This window comes from Methanococcus voltae PS, assembly GCF_024807035.1.
Classification (GTDB): domain Archaea; phylum AGJL01; class Methanococci; order Methanococcales; family Methanococcaceae; genus Methanococcus; species Methanococcus voltae.
Map to the genome: position 1 here is coordinate 276,916 of NZ_JANUCQ010000002.1, position 20,973 is coordinate 297,888.

Below are 20,973 nucleotides of genomic sequence, written 5' to 3' on the forward strand. Positions count from 1 at the left end.
AATATAAAAATTAAAAATCAGTATTTATTTAAATAAAGATACAATATAATTGATAAGCACAAATTAGAATAATTTTATTTTATAGAAGATTTTAAATTTATAATTTAAATTAGTTATTGGAAATGATAATAATGAATAAAGAACTTTTAATGAACGTTTTATCTAAAAATGGAATAGAAAACCTTCGACCACCTCAAGAAAAAGTATTAAAAGAAGGAATACTTGAAAAGGATAAAAACTTTATAATTAGCATACCTACGGCTTCTGGAAAAACGCTTATAGGGGAAATGGCGTTTATAAATCATGTATTACAACCTTCAAAATCCCAAAATAACAATGAAACTGGTGATTTAGAATTTTTACCAAGTGGGAAGAAAGCACTATTTATCGTACCACTTAAAGCACTCGCTACAGAAAAATTTGACGAATTTAGGGAAAAATATAACAAATTTGGTTTAAAAATAGGTATTTCAATTGGTGATTACGATAGTAAGGAAAATTTATCAAGATACGACATTATAATTATGACATCTGAAAAACTCGATAGCCTTATGAGGAAAAAGAATACAACATGGTTAAATGATGTTTCAGTAGTTATAATAGATGAAATACATCTTTTGGGTGATAAAGAACGAGGGGGAACTTTAGAAATAGTTTTGACAAAATTAAAAATGTTACCCATTCAAATAATAGGTTTATCTGCCACTATTGGTAATTCTGAAGAACTTGCAACCTGGTTAAATGCAAAGCTCGTGGTTGATACGTGGAGACCCGTAGAACTTAAAAAAGGACTTTATCATCCCGATGAAAATAAAGTAGATTTCTATAAAATTGAAGACTATAAGGTAGTTATTTGTGAAAATGGTAAAAACAAAGAATGTAAGAATTTAAAGAATTATGGTAGTTCCAAAAGTGAAATATCAAATTTAATATTAGATTGTATAAAAAGTAGCGGTTCTTGCCTAGTATTTTGTAGTTCAAAACGTAATGCAGTTTCTGAAGCTAAAAAGAACGACCTTACAAAATATTTAAAGGAAACAGAAAAGGAAGAATTAGCAGAAATTAGCTCGGAAATCTTAAATATTCTTGAAAAACCATCTAAAACCTGTGAACAGCTTTCAGAATGTGTTAAAAAAGGAGTTGCTTTTCACCATGCAGGTTTAGCAATGAAACAGCGTAAGTTGGTTGAAGATGCGTTTAGAAAACGGCTTATAAAAGTTATTTGCTGTACTCCAACACTTTCAGCAGGTTTAAATTTACCTTGTAGACGTGCAATAATTAGAGATACTAAGCGTTTTGATGGAACCGGGTTTTCAAATATTCCCAACATGGAAATACAGCAATGTATAGGGCGTGCAGGACGTCCTGGACTTGACCCATACGGTGAAGGTATTATAGTAGTTAAAAAGTCCTCAGAAGTTGGAGATAACCTTTATATGTTGAGGGGAAAACCTGAAGAGATATATTCTAATATATCTAATAAAAAAACACTTCGTATATTCATACTTGGAAGCATATTCTCGGGAGAAATTGTTTCATTTTACCAATTAAAACAATTTATGAAAAATACGTTTTATGCCGTCCAATATGGGGATTATGAGAAAATTGTAGAAGATATAAAAGATGAAGTAATATTTTTAATGGAAAATGGATTTATAGAATACGGTTTTGAGTTTGATAATAATTTAAAGACAGACTATAAAGTTGAAAAAGAAGAAAAAATTTTAAACTACGTTAAATATTCTAATGAAGAATTAAAACCTAGTGCATATAGTATAAATAATATATCCTTTGATGAAAATGGAAATTTAATATTGGGCAATTCTAAAAGTGCTAAAAACGTAAACGTTAAAAATACTAAAAATGAAAAAAAGGGTAAAAAATATAATTACGAAGAATATGAGCTTATAAAAGATAAAAGTACTACATTTAAATCTACAAAATTGGGTAATGTTACTGCACAACAATATATCGACCCATTAAGTGCTAAAAATATTTCTGAAGGTATCCTATCAATTTCTAAGGACAAAATTGATATTAACGACCCTAGAAGTATTTCCGATGTTGAAAAACGAATGTTATATTTTATGTGCAAATCTACAGAATTGAGACCACTATTAAGAGTAAATAAGTACGAATATGAAGATTTAGTTGGAGAAATGATGGCTTTTGATTTTAATGATTGTGAAGAGTACGACAATATCTGTACATACAAAACCTCAAAAATGATTAGAGAATGGATAAACGAAGCATCAGAAACAGATATTTTTGAGAAATACAAAGTAGAAGCAGGTATTTTAAATTATAAAATTGAGCAAATTAAATGGATTTCTCATGCCACGCGTGAAATATTTAGGGCTTTAGAGATGTCGGGAACTTTTGAAGAATTTAACTGCGACACAAGTATAAAAACGTTTATTAAGAAAACCATAGAAGATTTACAGTTACGTATTGAATATGGTGCAAAATCCGATTTAGTAGAATTATTAGGTGTAAAAAACCTAGGTAGAGTAAGAGCTAGAAAACTTTACAACTCCGATATAAAAACTATAGCAGATATTGCCACCAAAAAAGAGCTTGTTGTTAAATCTATTGGTAAAATAGCATACAAAGTGTTTGAAGAGTTAAAAATCCCATATGATGACATAATTATTGACAACAAAGATATAAAAATATCTAGTTTAGATAAAAAACCTAAAAAAATTCAAAAAACTTTAGATAATTTCTTTTAAATTTAGTTTTTTAATTATTTTTCTAATTATTTTTTAATTATTTCTAAGTATATTACAATATCTCTTGTAATTTTTAAAAAAGCTGGAATTTCAGTTATTAAATTAGATTAAATAGAATATTTAATATATTAGAGATTATCATAAATTATTAAATATTTAGATTAAAAGTTTTATATAACATATATAAACTAATCAATTAAGATAGGAATATAAAAAGGGATATTTTGAGTTACAAACAAAAAGCTTTTGAAGGAATCAGCTGGAATTTTATGCTAAGAGTTTTAGCAGGACCTATCGGATATGGGGTAAGGATGCTATATGCAAATTACTTACCTAAAACAGAGGTAGGTTTATTTTATGCAATGTTGGACTTACTTAGTATTTTGGCTGTATTCCGAGGTTTAGGAGTATCATATTCCTTATCTGTATTTATACCAAAATTTAAAGCAAAAAACGATTACAAATCTATTAAATCTTCTGTAAACTTTGTATTTTTATTTCAAACGGCATTTATGCTATTAATGGTAGCTTTGTTATTATTATTAAGCCCATATGTAGTTAATAATTATTTAAATAGTACTGGGCAGTATACGAGTAATTTGTTGATTGCTTTTGACGCATTTATGATAATGGTTGTTGGATATTTCTTCTTTGATGGACTATTAACCATAATTCGCAATATATTAACAGGATTTCAAAAACAAAAATATTTGGCAACGATAATTCCTTCAAATATAACAAGTATATTTTTAATATCGGTAATTTTATTGATTTTAGGAGTAAATAACGTATTTGTACCTGTAATCGCCTATTCAATTGTTCCTATATTATTGATAATCATATACGGGTATTTGATATTCAAAAAAGTATATCCCGAATATTTTAGTACGAAATCAAAAATATCTAAAGATTTATCGTCCCAATTATTAAAATTTGGAGTACCATTAACTTTAAACTCTGCAACTTCGGTAATTTTAACATGTATCGATGGTGTATTTTTAACAATATTTACTGGATTGATAGCAGTTGCAGAATACCGTAACGTTGCGACACCCACAGTTACATTGCTTAATATGGCAGTTGGCTCAATATCTGTTGTATTATTACCTATAATATCTGAATTGTGGACACTGGGTAAATTAAAAGAGTTAAATTATGCAATTACAAATGTATTTAAATATTTGATGGCTATGACATTGCCATTAATTATTTTTTTGAGTTATTATACCTCAGAATTTATAACGGTGTTCTTTAACTCTAGTTATTTACCAGTAGCAGATGCAGTGAGAGTCTTAATGGCAAGTACATTATTTTCGTCCGTTAATGCCATATGTTTTACCATATTAATGGGTGTAGGAAAACCCCAAATAGTTACTAAATTTTTGTACATCGGAGTCTTGGTAAATGTCATATTAAACTTTTTACTCGTACCCCCATTTGGAAGTCTAGGGGCTTCGATTACTACATTAATTAGTTATATGATTATTCAGGTATTAATTGGAAAATACATTAAAAAGAATATGAAATTAGAAATTAAATACAAAGAATCGTTTAAATTAATTATTATAGGACTTTTAAGTTTAATACCTGGAATATTATTGAATAATTTTATATCGTTAGATTTATGGAAATTATTGGCTGGTTCAATAGTATATTTAGTAACTTATTTGATGATGGTATTTGGATTAAAAATTATAGATATTGAAGAAATTATTTCGCTTGTAAAAAAATAAATAGAATATTATTTATTATAAATTAAATAACTTAAATAACTTAAATAAATTACATCATATACGTTAAAATAAAAAAGATTGTAATATAATTATACAAATAGATAATAATATGGAATAATGTTAATAGGTGATAATATGTTAAAAGTTGGTGTTATTGGCGTTGGAATGATGGGTTACAACCACGTTCGAATTTATAAAGAATTAGAAAAAAGTAAAGAAAAAGATATAAAACTAGTAGGCGTTTCAGATACTAATGAGGAAAGAGTTAACGAAATAGCAAAAGAATTCGATACAAAGGCTTTCACCGATTACAAGGAGCTTATAAACGAAGGCGTTGACCTTGTTAGTATTGTTGTACCTACGTTCTTACATAAAAAAATTGCAAGTGAATTTATAGAAGCTGGCGTTAATGTACTTGTGGAAAAACCTATTGCAGATAGCATCGAAAATGCAAAGGAACTTATAGCGCTTGCTAAGAAAAATAACGTTAAATTAGCGGTTGGGCACGTTGAAAGGTTTAATCCTGCGATATTAGAACTTAAAAAACATATTGAAAAGGGAGTCTTGGGCGATATCGTTACGATGACTGCCAAGAGGGTTGGACCTATGACTTCACGTATCACTGACGTAGGAGTTATTCTTGACCTTTCAGTTCATGATATTGACGCTATGCACTTTTTATGTGGTTCAAAAGTAAAAGACGTTTACGCAAAAGCTAAAAATGTAAAACACCCTTCCGATGCTGAGGATTATGCGCTTATTATTGCAAGTTTTGAAAACAATGTTGATGGAATTATTGAAACTAATAGACTTACACCGCACAAAACCAGAAGTTTGAGCGTTATTGGAACTGAAGGGATAGCTTATTTAGACTATATTGACCAATCTCTGACAATATATGATAATGAATGGGTTAAAAAAGCTAAAATAGAGCATTCAGAACCACTTAAAAACGAACTACTGAATGTTATTGAAAGTGTCGAAAATGATGTAAAACCGCTAGTATGTGGTGAAGATGGCCTTCATGCTTTAGAAGTTGCCCTTAAGGCTTTAAAGAGTTCAAAATAATAAAAGGATAAAAAAATATAATTAAAAATAATAATAAAAGGATAAACTAACAATATATTTAACAATAACGATAACGATAAAGGTAATAAAATGAGTATGTTAAATTTATCAAAAGAAGAATTTAAAAATAAATTTAAAAACGGTGAAATAACTGTTGCAGTTTATGGTCAAGGTAAAATGGGTTTGCCTCTTGCAAATGTCTTTTCAGAAGCTGGCGTTAATGTAATAGGTGTCGATATTTGCGAAGAAGTTGTTCAAAACTTGAATAAAGGTATAAACCATATTACAGAAGAACCATTTTTAAGTGAATTGGTGGCTAAAAACGTTAAAAATGGAACTTATACTGCCACGACCGATGGAAAACTTGCCGCTGAAAAAGCCGACATTATGATTATACTTGTTCCTACCCTGACTGATGAAAAAGGCAATATTAAACTTGAACCTGTTTATAATGTTGCTGAAATAATAGCTAGTGGATTAAAAGAAGGTAATATAGTTATTACAGAAGCTACAATGCCCCCTTCTACAACCGAAAGTCTTATACCAATTTTAGAAAAGAATGGTTTAAAGTTAAATGATGGTGATTTTGGACTTGCGCATGCTCCCGAAAGGACTATGACAGGTACTGCACTTAGAGATATTAAAGGTCAATACCCCAAAATTATAGGTGCTAATGATTCAAAAACACTTGAAATATTAAGTGGAATGTATGAAACTATAAATAGCGCAGGTATTGTGCCAATTAGTAGCATTAAAGGAGCTGAAGCCGTTAAAGTATTTGAAGGCGTTTATAGGGATGTTAATATCGGGTTAGCTAACGAATTAGCACTTTGGTGTGAAGAGCATGATGTTGAAGCTCTAGAAGTATTCGAATCAGCTAATACACAACCTTATTGTCATATCCACACACCCGGTGCGGGTGTTGGAGGTCATTGTATACCTGTCTATCCGTGGTTTGTAATCAACTCTTCAAAAGAATTCAATCCACGAATTACTAAAACTGCAAGAGAATTAAATGATTATATGGCGCATCACATGGTTGAATTAACCATTAAAGGTCTTAATAGCTTTGAAAAGTCACTTAAAAATGCCAAAATTCTTGTATTAGGGCTTACCTTTAGAGGGGGCGTTAAGGAATTTATGAAGAGCGCTGCCATTCCAATAATTTCTGAACTCAACAGTTGGGACGCAGACGTTTATACCTTCGACCCATTGTGTAATGAGGAAGATGCAGAAAGATTTGGTGCAAAATGGACTGAATTAGAGGCTCATATGTGGGATGCAGTTATTATAACATCTGACCATGCAGAATTCAAAAATATGAACTTAGGAGATTTAAAAAATAATATGAGCGTTCCATTAATTGTCGATGGTAGAAATATAATTGACCCAGTTGTTGCACGTGAAAAAGGATTTAAATATTTGAGTGCAGGTAATTTTAAATTATAAAATTTATTTTTTAATTTATTTCTGTTATTTTTATAGTTTAGTTTATAGTTTAGTTTATAGTTTATTTTAAATTATTAGTTTAATTATCATTCTTTTATATATGAAAAATAATATATTGTTTGATGCAATAATAATTGAAAATGATTTTGATTTAAACTTATTTTAATTATTAGAATAATTTTTAATTACATAAAATATTGCAAACTATTATACGATAAAAATTAGAAAAATTTACATGCTGTGTTTAATTTACACTATACACAATAAATAAAAAAGTACCTAGGGTGTACTATGAGTATAGAATTGTCTACATTTATTAACCCATTTGTCGATTTAGGACTTTATTTAGTACAAAAATACGGTGTTTGGGCTATATTCGTATTAGGATTTACAGAATCAATATTTCAACCATTTCCTACCGAAATATTTATGATTCCCGGTCTTACTTTTGGTTTAAATTGGTTTTGGGTACTTTTAGCTTCAACGGTTGGTAGTACTCTTGGAGCAATTGTTACATACCACCTTGCATCAAGATATGGGGAACGATGGTATCATAAATTTTTTAAAAGCGATAAATACTATGAAAAGACCAATCGTTTTTTAGAAAAATGGGGTCCTATGGGCATTATCGTTGTAGGTGTTACACCGATACCTTTTGAACTAATCTGTTGGTCAGCTAGTGCTTTTAAAATGCCATTTAAAACGTATATCATTGCCGTTATAATTAGTAGAGTTTTAAAACATGGCGCAATAGTTGCGCCTTTTGGTTTATACGCATTTTTAAAATCACATGGTATTTGGCCATTTTAAAATACTATAAAATATCAAAACATGAAAATTGTTATTGTTATTGTTATTTTTATAGAATCCCATAAAAAAATTGAATCCCTTATCTTTAAATATTTTAAAAAACTATATAATTGTAAATTAAATTAGGTGGTAGTGAATATGTGTTTGGCAATACCTTCAAAAGTTGTTGAAATTTTTGAAGAAGATGGGGAAAAATACGCAGTTGCAGAATACAAAGGCGTTAAACAAAAAGCTAAATTGGCTTTACTTGAAGATGTAAGCGTTGGAGACTATGTATTGATACATACAGGTTATGCTTTAGAAAAATTAAGCGAAGAAGATGCTAAAATAACCCTTGATACATGGGAAGACTTATTTGACGCTTTGGATGAAATGGAAGGAAAAAACGAAAATGTTAACGTTCCAGAAGATTTAAAGGGAATTATGAAAAAAGAATAAATTACATAATTCAGAATATACATTAACAATAAATTACTATTTTAAATTTTATTTAAACGTGTTATTGATTATTATTTATTATTTATTAATTATTAATTACTAACTATCGATTAATTGCTAATTAAAATTTTACGGGGAATAATTTGGTTAAAATAAAAATAGATTATAATTTCTGTAGTGGTTTAGATTGTGCAGAATGCGTTAATACGTGTCCCATGGAAATATTTGATATATCAAAGGATAAAATAATAACAATTAATGAAGAAACTTGCGTATGGTGTAAAGTTTGCACGGATGTTTGTCCTAACGATTGTATTATATTAGATTTTGAATCAAATTAAAAATAAAAATAAAAATAAAAAATTAAAAAAGATAATATATAAAAAAATAAGATAGCATAATTTATTTTAAAGATTTTTTAAATATTTATTTTAAAATCTTGTAACATTTGGATTTTTTAGAACTCTTTCTACATTCCAAAGTTCGTTTAAAATTTTAGATGTTAAGCATGTTTTTATTATTGGCACTTTAAAACCTATTGCCAAATGCGCGAAAGATGTATTTTCCGAATCTATCATTGGCGTAATACCTGCATTTGTCATATAGCTTATCAAATATTTCATTTCTGTTAAAGAACCCGTTGTATATGGATTTATTTTTGAAATATCGGCTTCTTCGTCCATACATTCAGTACATAACAAACCATCGAAATCTACAATCTCATTTGCTTCTAAATAATCTAAACCTTCTATTCTTTGGTCGTAATTGGTTATTTTTGCACCCATTAGGATATCCAAGTCTTCTTCTTCTGCAATATTTGATATTATTTCGGAAAAGTCGTCTATATTATCAAAAATAGACTTGCAGACGAATTCGCCTTCCATGTTTCTAGATTGGTATTTAGGATATATATTTCCAATGATGAATTCATAAATATGTATCATTTCCCCTATTGATTCCGCCATGGGAAATACGATTAATTGATTACCTTTTTTATCTGACAAGATTGGACAACTTACCACGGGCAAATCAGATGATAAAATACCGCCTATGTGTTTAAACATTGGTATATTAATACTGTTTGATGCAGCTCTGGCCACACTAACCGATGCACTCATTGTAATCATAGGATTATCCACATTTGTGTCACAAATTATTGCGTCAATGAAATCCTGGTCATATGCAGGATATCCTACGATTTCAGGAGCTATTACATTTTCAATGTCCGAAATTACATATTCTGGATTATCCACATCTATAACATCGTACCCTATCCCTTTTTCGGTTATTGTGGATATTTTAACCTGAATTTTGGAATTTTTGAATACTTTCTTTGCAGTTACTCTTTTTATAGCTGTTTCATATTCCAAATAAATCCCCTGTTTTGATTTTTAAATTATTATAGTATCAATAGTGATAATAGCATTATTAATAATAAATTAATAGATTAGTAAATATTGGTAAAATTAGACGAAATAAAGCTTTGTTTATTTGATTATTAGCCGATAAATTAGTATTAGTAAATAACAACTAAGGAAAATTAATAGAAATTTGAGAAAATTATAGGTATATATATTTATTTAAATAATTAATAATATTGATATTATTCATCTAATTTAATAACTTTAGGTTTTTTGATTGTTAAGGGTACAACCTCTTTGGTTACCTCTTCAATTGCTAAATCTAAAGAAGAACTACTTTCTGAATCGACTGTAGTTGGTGCTCCACCGGAAATTTGCAAGGCTCTTGAACCTATTAATCTCGCTTTTTCAAATTTTGTATAGCTCAAAAAATCACCCGCACGTAATTGTGAGTAAGATTAAATTATTTATTTGTATTCCATAACATCGTCAAATAAATCTTTGTTATTTTGTAATCTATGAGATGCAAACATTCTTCTACAACAGTATTTTGTGATTTGCAAGTCATCTAAAATATCGTCTGGTTTTTCCCCATTACTAAGTCTTTCGTGGTATTCTTCGTATACTTCAGAAACGACAGTTCCACAAGAAAAGCATCTAACCGGAAACATCATGTTATCACCTTTTGCCGGTAATTATTAAGTGTTTAAAGTGTATTGATTCTCATTAATATTTATTAAGCTATTATTTATTAATATCTATTTTATGATACATATTTATGATACGTACTTATGATAGATATGTCTTACCGTACGTTTTATATCGTCAATATTAAAATTATAATTGTTAAACATAATGTTAATAAAGTTAAATCTGATAAAAAACTTAAAAACTTAAAATCTAAAGCTTAAACTTAGTAAACCATAATTTCTTAATATATTATTATTTTACTAATTGAAATGGATATTAATAACCCAATAAACTTAATAAGATTAATAATAGTAAAATCTAAAACTTAAAAATCAATAATTATTCAATATATATCTAATTTATAATTCAATTTATAATTCATAAAAGTAAAAGTAAAATCTAAAAGATAAATAGTAAATAATTTATCTGTATGATTTTTGTCTTTTAGCTCTTGGACCTTTTGAAGACTTACTTGGTTTGTGTGGTTCAGTTCTTCTTGCGTCGCTAACTAACATTGTTCTGTCGTAAGCTAAGTACTTATCTTTTAATTCGAGGTTTCCTACGAATTCTACGATTGCTTTACCTAAAGCAGTTCTTGCTGCTTCTGCTTGACCAACAGCACCGCCACCTTTAACGTCGATGTCGATGTTAATGTTGTTTATTTCTTCACCAGCTAAGATAACAGGTTCCATTAACTTCATTTTTAAGTATTTTGACTCTGTTAACTCAATAGGTTTTTTATTAATTCTAATTCTTCCGTTTCCTTCTTTAGCAGTAGCTCTTGCAACTGCAGTTCTTCTTTTTCCTACTGTATTGATAACTTTCACGCTAAATCACCTCAAATTAAAATTTAGCACCTAAGAAGCTACTTAGTTCTCCCAAAGTTACGTACTTGTTGGTTTTTGGCATTGAACCTAAAATGATATCTGCTTCAACACCTGCAGGAGCTCCTACTTCAACTTTGATGTTTTTGAAAGCTGCTACTCCTCTTGGTTTTTTGTAAGGGAGCATGCCTCTAATAACTCTTCTTAATATGTCTTCTGGTCTTCTTGGGAATTTTGGACCCATTTTTTTAGGGTTGGAAATACTTTTTCTGTTTCTTAATTGCACGTATTTTTGGAAAACAAATTCTTTGCTACCAGTCATAATTGCTTTTTCAGCGTTGATAATGGTAACTTCTTCACCGCTTAATGCAACCTTAGCAACGTATGAAGCTAATCTTCCAACTACAGCGTTTTCAGCATTAATAACAACCATGCTTATCCACCTTTCGTGTTTATCGTTCGTATATTATTCATATTGTAATTACGAGTATAATTAGTATAACTATTGTAAATAACTATATTGTTATATTAGCTAATAATAATATAATAAGAAATTTTAAAAATCTCAATTATGCCATTATAACTACTTTTGAACCTTTAGGGTTTTGCTCTACGAGTTCTGGGATTGTTATGCATTTTCCACCGGCAGCTTCAATAGCTAATTTAGCGGTGTTTGAAAAATTAAATGCAGCTACTGTAACATTTTGTTTTAATGAACCAGCACCTAAAACTTTTCCAGCTACTACGATTGTATCATTTTCTGAAGCATATCTGTTTATTTTACTGATATTTACTTCTGCTCTTCTTCTTGAAGGTTTTGCCATTCTTTTAGCAACGTCTTTCCAAATTGGTGCCTCATTTTTAAAAGCTGCTTCTTTTAAGAATTGTACCAATCCGTGTACTTCAGGGTTTGTTGCAAGTAACTTTCTCATGATTTTCACCATGTCATGTTTGATTATCTTATCATTTTTCTAATATTAAATATTTATGAATAATCTAATAATATTATAAATAATATTGTTTCGTGAAATTTTTGGAATTAATTATATCAAATATTTGACATATTTGAGATAGTTAACTAATATATGTCCATATATGTATTTTATTTTGTTTTTAATTAAATACATGACTTTCTAATTCAATTAAGCATGTTTCGGCCTTATTTTTAAGAATTTCTAATGCAGACCTTATTAAATCCTCAGCTTCCATGTTTTTGTGTGATTCTATCTTAAACTCTACGAGGTTATCTTCGAGTTGTTTATATACCACGTTGCATGGTTGCCATTTTGAATGAATTTTACCGGTTCCTACCAATGCTTCACATTCAGCTTCTAATTTCTGACCGTCTAACAATTTAACCAAAGGTATATTATCAAAAGCAGGTTCTCCAACTTCTGATTTTAAATCTGATGAGTAAACTGTGCAAGGTCCTTCTTTAGATACCACAAATGTTATTAATTCATCAGAACTTACTGGTTTTCCTTTTATTGGTACCATACCTAACCTATGAGCTAAAACTTCATCATACATTGATGATGTGTTTTCATAGAAAAAAACATTTTCTATAGCATAAGTTGGTAATTCTGATATCATTATTCTTCTTAATGCACTGGAAAAAGACAAAGGAGCTTCAACTTTTATAGTTATAATCTCTCCGGTTCTTTTTACCTCTTTTTGCATATCAGTTATCAAAAAAATCACCAAATCAATTTCATAACAATTTCATAAATATTTAATAACTACGTAATGGGTATTTATTGTCCAATTATCTAATAAATTATCTAATAAATTAACCCTAAACTTATTATAAACTTTAATTCTAAAATATAGGAATAATTAAAAGTAAAATTGATTAATTTATTCGCTATACTTTTGAATAAATTTATAAATTAGATTAATTATCTGTTTTTCCTTTTAGGTGTTGTACCATCGTGTGGAATTGGGGTAGCATCTTCGATTCTACCGATTCTAATTCCTGCTCTTGATAAAGCTCTGATAGCTGCTTGAGCACCTGGTCCTGGATTTTTGGATTTTTGTCCACCAGTACCTCTTACTTTAACGTGAACGTGGTCAATACCTTTATCTCTGATTAAATCAGCGATTTTGAATGCTGCTTGCATTGCTGCGTAAGGTGATGACTCATCTCTCTGGTTTCTTACAATCATACCACCAGATACCTTAGCAATTGTTTCTGAACCTGTTACGTCTGTAACATGAAGTATTGTGTTGTTGTATGATGCGTATATGTGCACTACTCCCCATTTTTGACTCATTTAATCACCTTATTGTTTTTCGTCTGCAACGGCTTTTGTTCTTTCAGGATGATTTTCAGCAGCCAATGGTGAAATACCCACATATGAAATAGCATCATTTTCTTCAAGTGCAACTAAGTATGAAGGGGATGATACTTTTCTACCGTTAACTGCAATGTGACCGTGTACGATAAATTGTCTTGCTTGTTTTGGCGTTCTTGCTAAACCGTTTTTGTACACAATTGTTTGTAATCTTCTATCTAAGATACTTTCAATATTTAATGATAAGATGTGGTCTAATGTTGGCTCTTGTTCAACTAAGATACCGTATCTTTTCAAAACAGCGAATAACTGAACAGCTTCTTTAGCACCTTGTGCAGTTGTGTTGCTGATAAGTTTTCTTGCTTGTCTTCTGTAGTTTCTTAATTGTGTTTCCATTTTCCACAATTCTTTTTTATTTGTTAAACCATACTTTTGACTTAAATCTCTTTCCTTGTTTATTCTTTCGCCAATCCAAGGATGATTAGGTGTGTCGTATTTTTTACTTAACCTTCTTGGGTCTCCCATGTTTTCACCTTTTTGCACTTGCATTTGCTTTTATTCGCATTTAATTGCATTTGCGTTCTGCCATGCTTAGGTCATTAGATAAATAGGTCTATCGACTTTAATATCGATTATATGTTATGCTATTGAATAAAGCACTCGTTTTTTACTAATTAAGTCTTTACTAGAAATGTCATAAATACCTACAATACATAGGTAATGTAATGCTAGATATGAACATTAAAGCTACTCAATTATTTTCTTCTTTTAACACCCATTGAGCTACCTTTTCTGAATGAGCCTCTTGTTCTTTGGCCTCTACATGGTAATCTCAATTCGTGTCTGATACCCCTATAACATCTGAGTTTCTTCATTGTTGTGATATCTTCTTGAACGGTCATTGTTAAATCTGTTTCGATAAGGTGTTTGTCTAACCCTGAATATACATCTTTTTTTCTGTTAAACATCCAAGATGGTATACCGTGTTTTGCTGGGTCTTCCAATACTGACTCGATTTTAGCTACTTCTGTATCACCAATGTAACCTGCTTGAACTTTAGGGTCCAACTCGGTTAATCTAATGATAGCTCTTGCCATTGCTCTACCAATACCTTTTATTTCTTGAAGAGCGTATTCTAAAGGACTTTCCCCTTTTAAATCTGTTTTAGATATTCTAATTCTGTGTCTAAATTCTGTTTGAGTCACTCTTGCACCTCCAGAGATCTTCGTGTTTGATGACTGTAAAAAAAATAAAAAAGTGACGCAGAGAGGGGGATTTGAACCCCCGAGAGGCAAAGCCTCATACGGGTTCCAGCCGTACGCCTTTCCGGGCTAGACTATCTCTGCACATCAACGTTTTTAAGTTTTCATTCGCTGTACCATATAAAAGCATTTTGATTGTTAAGCGATAATTAATAAACTTATTAAACGAATATTGTAATTCTAACTACTTGTATTTATTAATTGTATTGATTAATTTTATTTACTAAGCAAATGCTTAATTTTTTACCAACCATATCAAACTAGGGTTTCTGACTTCAACCATATAATCCATATGACTAATATATTCGTGTATAATCACATATATTTGTATTTTGCACATTTTAAAAGGCAAATACCCGTATATTCACTTTAATATTAAATTTACAGACTTGGGAACCTAATTCAACCAATTAATACCTAAATACATTGAAAATTACACTAAAAACTAAAATATAATTCCTAAATTTTGAAATACTGTCATTTAGAGTATAATTTAGTATATATTAAGTAATTCATTGTAATTAAATATATATCTGTGTTTCAGTCCCTTAATACTTCATCAAATACTATGTTAACTTTATTTATATAGATTTCGATTTAAATCTACCAATAACGTTAGTTATCGTATAGATTACGTGTTTCTCATTTATTATAATAATATACTATAGAGATGTTATTTATAATATATAAAGCTTTTTAAAACGCGTATATCGGAATATATGAATTTTATAATTTAAAATAATTATTCTGTCAATTTTAAAATAGTATATGTAGATGTATGATAAATTATAGAAAACTTTATATAGTAGAATAGCCTTCCTATACTTGTAAATAAAAGAAATAGCAAAAACACGCAAGTGCCAAGGTAGTCTAGTCCGGCGAGGCAGCGGACTGCAGATCCGCTTCAGAGGGGTTCAAATCCCTTCCTTGGCTTTTTTTATTTTAAGCAAATATATTCATTTATTTAAATTTATGATTGTTACTTTTAATTATTTTTTTATTTAGTTGTTAGTTGTTAGTTGTTAGTTGTTAGTTGTTAGTTGTTAGTTGTTAGTTGTTAGTTGTTAGTTGTTAGTTGTTAGTTGTTAGTTGTTAGTTGTTATTCTTTGTTTTAAGTTTAAATTCTATTTTTATATTTAATAAATCATCAATTCTATATATCCTATAGTCAATCTTTTTATAAAATTAATACATAAGTAATTAAAATCACTTATTTAAGATTTTTATAATGTCCAAATTGAATATTTTATGGAGGAAAAACATGTACTGGGCAGATGCTACAGCTGAAAAAATAATCAAAAAAAGAGATAGACAAGGAATTGAGGAATATGTCGTATCAAGTGGTATAACCCCTTCCGGTCACATCCATGTTGGAAATGCAAGAGAAACACTTACTGCAGATGGTATTTACCAAGGACTCAAAAAAGCAGGTAAAAAAGCAAAATTAATATTTGTTGCAGACGATTATGACCCACTTAGGAAATTATACCCGTTCTTAACTGAAGAATACACAAAATACATTGGTATGCCTTTAAGTGAAATACCTTGTCCTGAAGGGTGCTGTAATAGTTACGCAGAACACTTCTTAAACCCGTACTTGAACAGTTTAAAAGACCTGGGTATTGAAATTACCACATACAGAGCGAGTGAATGCTATAAAGCTGGTATGTACAACGATGCAATTATAAAAGCTCTCGATAATAGATTAAAAATCAAAGAAATCCTCGACGGATTCAGAAAAGAGCCACTTGCTGATGACTGGTATCCTTTAAACGTTGTTTGTGAAAAATGCGGTAAAATGATAAACACGAAAATATTAGGATACAATAGCGAAGATAAAACAATTACCTACGTTTGTTCCGACTGTGGATTTGAAAATACCGTTCAACCATTCGATGGAATCGGTAAATTACCATGGAGAGTTGACTGGCCTGCTAGATGGCAAATATTCGGCGTAACTGCAGAACCTATGGGTAAAGACCACGGTGCGTCCGGCGGTTCATATGATACAGGTGTTAAAATCTCAAGAATGGTTTATGGATACGTTCCACCTGAAAAAATGATTTATGAATGGATTCAATTGAAAGTGGGAGATAAAGCCGTTCCTATGTCTTCATCTGCAGGTGTTGTATTTGCAGTTAAGGATTGGAATGAGATTTGCCATCCTGAAATATTGAGATTCTTATTAGTAAGAAGTAAACCTTCAAAACACATCGACTTTGATTTAAAAGGAATTCCTAACATAGTTGACGATTACGACGAGTTAGAAAGAAAATACTTCGAATTAATTGAAAAACAGAAAAATAATCCGGAAGAAGAAATAAATACAAATGACCTCGATAAAATTAGGTTATACGAGGTTGTAACTTCAAATATTCCTGAAAAATTACCTGTTCAAGTAGCATACAAATTCTGTTCAATTATTGCACAAATTGCAATTGCAGATAACGAAGAAATTGATATGGAAAGAGCATACGACATATTAAGTCGAAATGGCTACAATGTGGAAGAATTTACCGAATTTGATAAAACCAGACTTATTGCAAGACTTGAAATGAGTAAAAACTGGGCTAAAAATTACGGTGAAAAATTAATCATTAATACAAAAGAACAGGCAAAAATGGAGTATGAAAAACTTTCAGATGCCCAAAAAGAATGGGTTAACACATTTATTGCAAGATTTGAAGCTCTTGAAACTCAGGACATTACTGCAATGAACTTGCACGAGTTAATCTATGAAGTAGCTAATTCATTAGAATTAGACCCTAAAGACGCTTTTGGAGCTTCATACGCTATGTTATTAAGCAAAAAATACGGCCCTAAATTAGGTAGCTTCTTAGCTTCGTTAAATAGGGAAAAAGTAATTGAATTATACAAATAATATAAAATAGAATATATAAAATAGAATAATTTTATTTTTTAATTTTAATTTTTACATTTAATATATATTTTTAATTTTCTTTGTTATTCTTTTTATTCAACGATTTCATTAAGTATATTTAAAAATCTTTCATTTTCTTCAAAGGTTCCTATAGATACTCTTACGTAATAAGGTTCTAATCCGGTGAAAGAGTAACAATCCCTAACAATAACGCCTTTTTTAAGCAATTCCTCGGTAAATTGTGAAGAATTCATACCATTTTTAACTTTTACGAGCATGTAATTCGCTTCAGTTGGGTAAACGTCTAGTTCTTTAAACTGTTTTATTCCGTCGTATATCATTTCTCGACTCCTTATTCCGTCATCGAGACTTTTATAAATAAATTCCTTATCCTGAAGTGTAGCGATTGCTGAAATTTGCGTAGCTCTTGTTAAACTGAACGCTGGTCTTATCCTCATCATATAATCGATTACCTTTGCACTTGAAACACCGTATCCGATTCTTTGACCTGCGAGACCTAAAACTTTTGAGAAGGTTCTTAATACTAGTACATTATCGTATTTTAAAGCCCAATCGGTTAAATCATATTCTTTTCTTGAATATTCAATATAAGCGTGGTCAATCATTACAAGAGCGTCAGTAGCTTCAACGATTTTCTTAATATCATCAGTAGGGACTACATTACCAGTTGGGTTATTTGGTGTACATATGAAAATAACTTTTGTTTTATCAGTTATTTGACTTAAAACACTTTCTAAATCTAATTTAAAGTCGTTTTCCTCATCGTATTTAGCCCATTTTATATTTGCACCGTGTATTTTTGCGGAAATTGCATATTGTGTAAATGTTGGTATTGGTATTATAACTTCGTCGCCTTCATCAATTAAAATCCTCATAATAAGGTCTATTACTTCATCTGCACCATCTCCACCCACGATTAAGTTTTCTTTTGGTACATTTGCAAAATCGGCTATCTCATGTAATAAAAGCGGGTTTATTGATTCAGGATACTGACTAAATTTCGGTAACTCTTCGAGTAATTTATTTTTAATCATTGGTGAGCAACCCCAAGGATTTTCGTTTGAACCTAATTTTATAATTGTTTCAGGGTCTAAATTATATTTTCTTGCGATTTCTTCTTTTGATTTTCCCGGAACGTATGCTTTAAATTCTTTCACTACATTTCTTATTTTATCATCAATCATAAAATCATCTCAGTTAATAATTAAAAATATTATAGAATTATAGGGGGTATAATTAAAATTATAGACGTATAATTCAATCGATTAAAGTATTTGTAATTCTTCTAAAGGTAATTTTTTAGCATCGTATAAAGCTTCTGCCCTCTTTAAAATTAATTCGTCAGCTTTATCTCCTTCTTTGAATACTACAAATATGGCAGTAGGTTTTTTGTTATCGATTATTTTTTGGATATTTTCCTTTGTAATCGTACATTTCTTTTCAATACCCTTTAAGGCTTTTTCAGGCATTTTTGGATTAATAACTAGCATATCTTCAGGTTCTAAAACACCTTCTGTCGAAATAATGTTTAAATTAGTCTTTAAAGTTATTCCCATTGCTTTGTTTGCTTCTTCGTTTATTTCGTTCAATATTTTTATTAATTTTTTATTGCTAACTAAATATAACGCCTCAGAGTCAAGATTTATGATAGTTTTTTCTTGCTCAAATCCAAAAGCTTCTAAAACGTTATTTAAACTTTTTTGAGCGTCCAATATTATTTTGGTAAACTCTTCAGCTTCTTCTTTTGTTAATTCGTGATTAGGAGCTTTTTTGTACACGTATTCGTCAGCTTCTATTAAATCATAGGCTGCTTTTTTAAGCTCTAATATGTTAATACTACCTGCTTTTGCGTCTTTATGGGTTTTTTCAGCATTTTTGGTGTTCGCACTGTCACCATTTTCAGCACCATTTTTATTGCCCATATTCTGTTTTTTAAGTTCTATCAATTTCTCTTGTTCCAATTTTGAAATTGATTCTATTGATTTTTTAAGTAATTCTTGCGAATTTCTAAGTTGTTTATCCATTATATCATCCATTACTATTTTATAGTATTCTATTTTATTAATTATTAATCTATTATTAATTATTAATCTATTATTAATTTATTTTTTACTATTGTGTTCATTTTCCAATTTTTCCAATTCTTTTGCCAATAAGACTAAAAATACACCTATGTCCGTTACAACACCAATTGCTTGGGACGTCCCCCTGTCCATTAATTTTGTAACTGTTGCAGGTAATATATCTACACACACGGTTTTTACAGACGATGGCATTAAATTACCGGTTGCTATTGAATGCAAGAGCGTTGCCATCATAATAACCATTTTTTTGTCCATAACCATGCTTCTCATGATGTCCTGAGCTTCTACGGAATCAGTAACTACATCTGGGAGCGGTCCATCGTCCCTTATACTTCCTGCCAATATGTAAGGTACATCATTCTTTATACATTCGTACATAATACCTTTTGTGATTATACCTTGTTCTACAGCATTTCTTATGCTTCCTGCTTTGTTTACATCGTTTATTGCGTAAATATGGTGTTTATGACCACCTACAACAGGGTTTGCAGATTCTATATTAATACCTAATGAAGTGCCATATAATACACTCTCGATATCGTGCGTTGCGAGTGCGTTACCTGCTAAAAGACCTTGAACATATCCCATTTCCACCAATTTAGCTAAAGCTTCTCCTCCACCGGTATGTATAATTGCAGGACCACCCACTATTGCAATACCGCCTTCTTTTTTGCCTTCTTTTAAATTCTTTTGATATTCCTGTTTGATTTCAAACATTTCCTTTGCAATTTTTCTAATTATGGCTTCCTTTGGTTTTTCAGAAGAAACTTCAGAATTCATGAATTCGAATAATTGACCGGCGTCTCTTGGTTTTTCAGGAGGTACGATTCTAATACCGCTGTGACCTACTACAACATAGTCGCCAGCTTTAATTTTACGTATAACCTTTGTTTCAGCGGTTTTTGCGACAGGGTCTACAGTTATTACAGCATCCATTTTTGGATGTTGTACACTAATCCACTCACCATTTAATTTAACAAAAGTTTGGTGGTTTGTTGTTGAATAAAACCCTTTAGGTAAGCACTGGTCTTTTTCAGCTTGTTTCAAATTAACATCTTGAACTTCGGGAATATCTGCACCAATGTTTTGTAATTCTTCCAATATGCTCTCAAGGTGCTGTTGACTCTCATTTGAGATAATTAAGAGCTTTGCATAGGAAGGGTCAGTTTTTTCTTTTCCTATATCAAATTCTAAAACTTTATAGTCTCCGCCCAATTCCAAGGTAGTATCGAAAACTTTTGTCATAATCATGCTATCTACAATGTGCCCTTTCAATTCAATTTCACGCATAAACATTATTTCACCGAATTTTTGTTTTTAAAGCCT

The 20,973-nt window shown here is 30.2% G+C and carries 21 protein-coding genes and 2 tRNA genes; 9 read left to right on the forward strand and 14 right to left on the reverse strand.

The window, feature by feature from the left end; genetic code table 11:
- Positions 1–131: 131 nt before the first annotated feature.
- The 7 genes from M2325_RS04500 to M2325_RS04530 all read left to right on the forward strand — a co-directional run bounded on the left by M2325_RS04500 (position 132) and on the right by M2325_RS04530 (position 8,571).
- On the forward strand, positions 132–2,732 hold the full coding sequence (locus M2325_RS04500; protein ID WP_259051614.1) for a DEAD/DEAH box helicase: 2,601 nt from the start codon (positions 132–134) through the stop codon (positions 2,730–2,732).
- A gap of 224 nt (positions 2,733–2,956) precedes the next feature.
- Positions 2,957–4,465: a flippase gene (locus M2325_RS04505; RefSeq protein ID WP_259051618.1), complete on the forward strand. Its 1,509-nt coding sequence runs from the start codon at positions 2,957–2,959 to the stop codon at positions 4,463–4,465.
- A gap of 135 nt (positions 4,466–4,600) precedes the next feature.
- The gene (locus M2325_RS04510) at positions 4,601–5,533 is read left to right on the forward strand and encodes a UDP-N-acetylglucosamine 3-dehydrogenase (protein WP_209631766.1); all 933 of its coding nucleotides are present in this window, start codon (positions 4,601–4,603) and stop codon (positions 5,531–5,533) included.
- Positions 5,534–5,623: 90 nt separating this feature from the next.
- A complete protein-coding gene (locus M2325_RS04515; protein WP_259051621.1) occupies positions 5,624–6,982 on the forward strand; it encodes a nucleotide sugar dehydrogenase in 1,359 nt (452 codons plus the stop codon).
- Positions 6,983–7,273: 291 nt separating this feature from the next.
- On the forward strand, positions 7,274–7,792 hold the full coding sequence (locus M2325_RS04520) for a YqaA family protein (RefSeq protein ID WP_209631764.1): 519 nt from the start codon (positions 7,274–7,276) through the stop codon (positions 7,790–7,792).
- A gap of 138 nt (positions 7,793–7,930) precedes the next feature.
- Positions 7,931–8,230, forward strand: coding sequence for a HypC/HybG/HupF family hydrogenase formation chaperone (locus M2325_RS04525; RefSeq protein ID WP_209590929.1), 300 nt, complete (start codon positions 7,931–7,933; stop codon positions 8,228–8,230).
- Between the two features lie 143 nt (positions 8,231–8,373).
- The gene (locus tag M2325_RS04530) at positions 8,374–8,571 is read left to right on the forward strand and encodes a 4Fe-4S dicluster domain-containing protein (protein ID WP_209590930.1); all 198 of its coding nucleotides are present in this window, start codon (positions 8,374–8,376) and stop codon (positions 8,569–8,571) included.
- Positions 8,572–8,661: 90 nt separating this feature from the next.
- Here the strand turns inward: M2325_RS04530 and M2325_RS04535 are convergent, their stop codons facing one another.
- The 11 genes from M2325_RS04535 to M2325_RS04585 all read right to left on the reverse strand — a co-directional run bounded on the left by M2325_RS04535 (position 8,662) and on the right by M2325_RS04585 (position 14,745).
- On the reverse strand, positions 8,662–9,600 hold the full coding sequence (locus M2325_RS04535) for a phosphopyruvate hydratase family protein (protein ID WP_259051623.1): 939 nt from the start codon (positions 9,598–9,600) through the stop codon (positions 8,662–8,664).
- Positions 9,601–9,833: 233 nt separating this feature from the next.
- Entirely contained in the window at positions 9,834–10,019 is a 186-nt protein-coding gene (locus M2325_RS04540; protein WP_209590932.1) for a DNA-directed RNA polymerase subunit K, read from the reverse strand.
- 39 nt (positions 10,020–10,058) lie between these two features.
- Positions 10,059–10,265 carry a DNA-directed RNA polymerase subunit N gene (locus tag M2325_RS04545; protein WP_209590933.1) on the reverse strand — a complete coding sequence of 69 codons (207 nt, stop codon included), beginning with the start codon at positions 10,263–10,265 and terminating at the stop codon, positions 10,059–10,061.
- Between the two features lie 438 nt (positions 10,266–10,703).
- Complete coding sequence (locus tag M2325_RS04550; RefSeq protein ID WP_209590934.1) at positions 10,704–11,108, reverse strand: 30S ribosomal protein S9; 405 nt, start codon at positions 11,106–11,108, stop codon at positions 10,704–10,706.
- 16 nt (positions 11,109–11,124) lie between these two features.
- Positions 11,125–11,538: a 50S ribosomal protein L13 gene (locus M2325_RS04555; protein ID WP_209590935.1), complete on the reverse strand. Its 414-nt coding sequence runs from the start codon at positions 11,536–11,538 to the stop codon at positions 11,125–11,127.
- Positions 11,539–11,674: 136 nt separating this feature from the next.
- The gene (locus tag M2325_RS04560) at positions 11,675–12,037 is read right to left on the reverse strand and encodes a 50S ribosomal protein L18e (protein WP_209590936.1); all 363 of its coding nucleotides are present in this window, start codon (positions 12,035–12,037) and stop codon (positions 11,675–11,677) included.
- Between the two features lie 181 nt (positions 12,038–12,218).
- Entirely contained in the window at positions 12,219–12,785 is a 567-nt protein-coding gene (locus M2325_RS04565; protein WP_209591114.1) for a DNA-directed RNA polymerase subunit D, read from the reverse strand.
- Positions 12,786–13,003: 218 nt separating this feature from the next.
- Positions 13,004–13,378, reverse strand: coding sequence for a 30S ribosomal protein S11 (locus M2325_RS04570; RefSeq protein ID WP_209590937.1), 375 nt, complete (start codon positions 13,376–13,378; stop codon positions 13,004–13,006).
- Between the two features lie 9 nt (positions 13,379–13,387).
- Positions 13,388–13,924, reverse strand: coding sequence for a 30S ribosomal protein S4 (locus M2325_RS04575; RefSeq protein WP_209590938.1), 537 nt, complete (start codon positions 13,922–13,924; stop codon positions 13,388–13,390).
- 230 nt (positions 13,925–14,154) lie between these two features.
- Entirely contained in the window at positions 14,155–14,604 is a 450-nt protein-coding gene (locus M2325_RS04580) for a 30S ribosomal protein S13 (protein ID WP_209590939.1), read from the reverse strand.
- A gap of 56 nt (positions 14,605–14,660) precedes the next feature.
- Positions 14,661–14,745, reverse strand: a tRNA-Ser gene (locus M2325_RS04585).
- 775 nt (positions 14,746–15,520) lie between these two features.
- Between M2325_RS04585 and M2325_RS04590 the strand changes: the two genes are divergently transcribed.
- Positions 15,521–15,594 (forward strand) — tRNA-Cys (locus M2325_RS04590).
- A gap of 328 nt (positions 15,595–15,922) precedes the next feature.
- Positions 15,923–17,542, forward strand: a complete 1,620-nt coding sequence (gene lysS / locus M2325_RS04595; protein ID WP_209631762.1) for a lysine--tRNA ligase — start codon at positions 15,923–15,925, stop codon at positions 17,540–17,542.
- A gap of 92 nt (positions 17,543–17,634) precedes the next feature.
- Here lysS and hisC read toward each other — a convergent pair whose 3' ends face one another.
- From hisC to M2325_RS04610, 3 genes are all read right to left on the reverse strand, one after another.
- Positions 17,635–18,747 (reverse strand): histidinol-phosphate transaminase, encoded by a 1,113-nt coding sequence (gene hisC, locus M2325_RS04600; protein ID WP_259051633.1) that lies wholly within the window; start codon positions 18,745–18,747, stop codon positions 17,635–17,637.
- 81 nt (positions 18,748–18,828) lie between these two features.
- Positions 18,829–19,587, reverse strand: a complete 759-nt coding sequence (locus tag M2325_RS04605) for a DUF2100 domain-containing protein (RefSeq protein ID WP_259051635.1) — start codon at positions 19,585–19,587, stop codon at positions 18,829–18,831.
- A gap of 78 nt (positions 19,588–19,665) precedes the next feature.
- Positions 19,666–20,943: an ornithine cyclodeaminase, nickel-pincer nucleotide-dependent gene (locus tag M2325_RS04610; RefSeq protein ID WP_209590943.1), complete on the reverse strand. Its 1,278-nt coding sequence runs from the start codon at positions 20,941–20,943 to the stop codon at positions 19,666–19,668.
- Between the last annotated feature and the right edge of the window lie 30 nt (positions 20,944–20,973).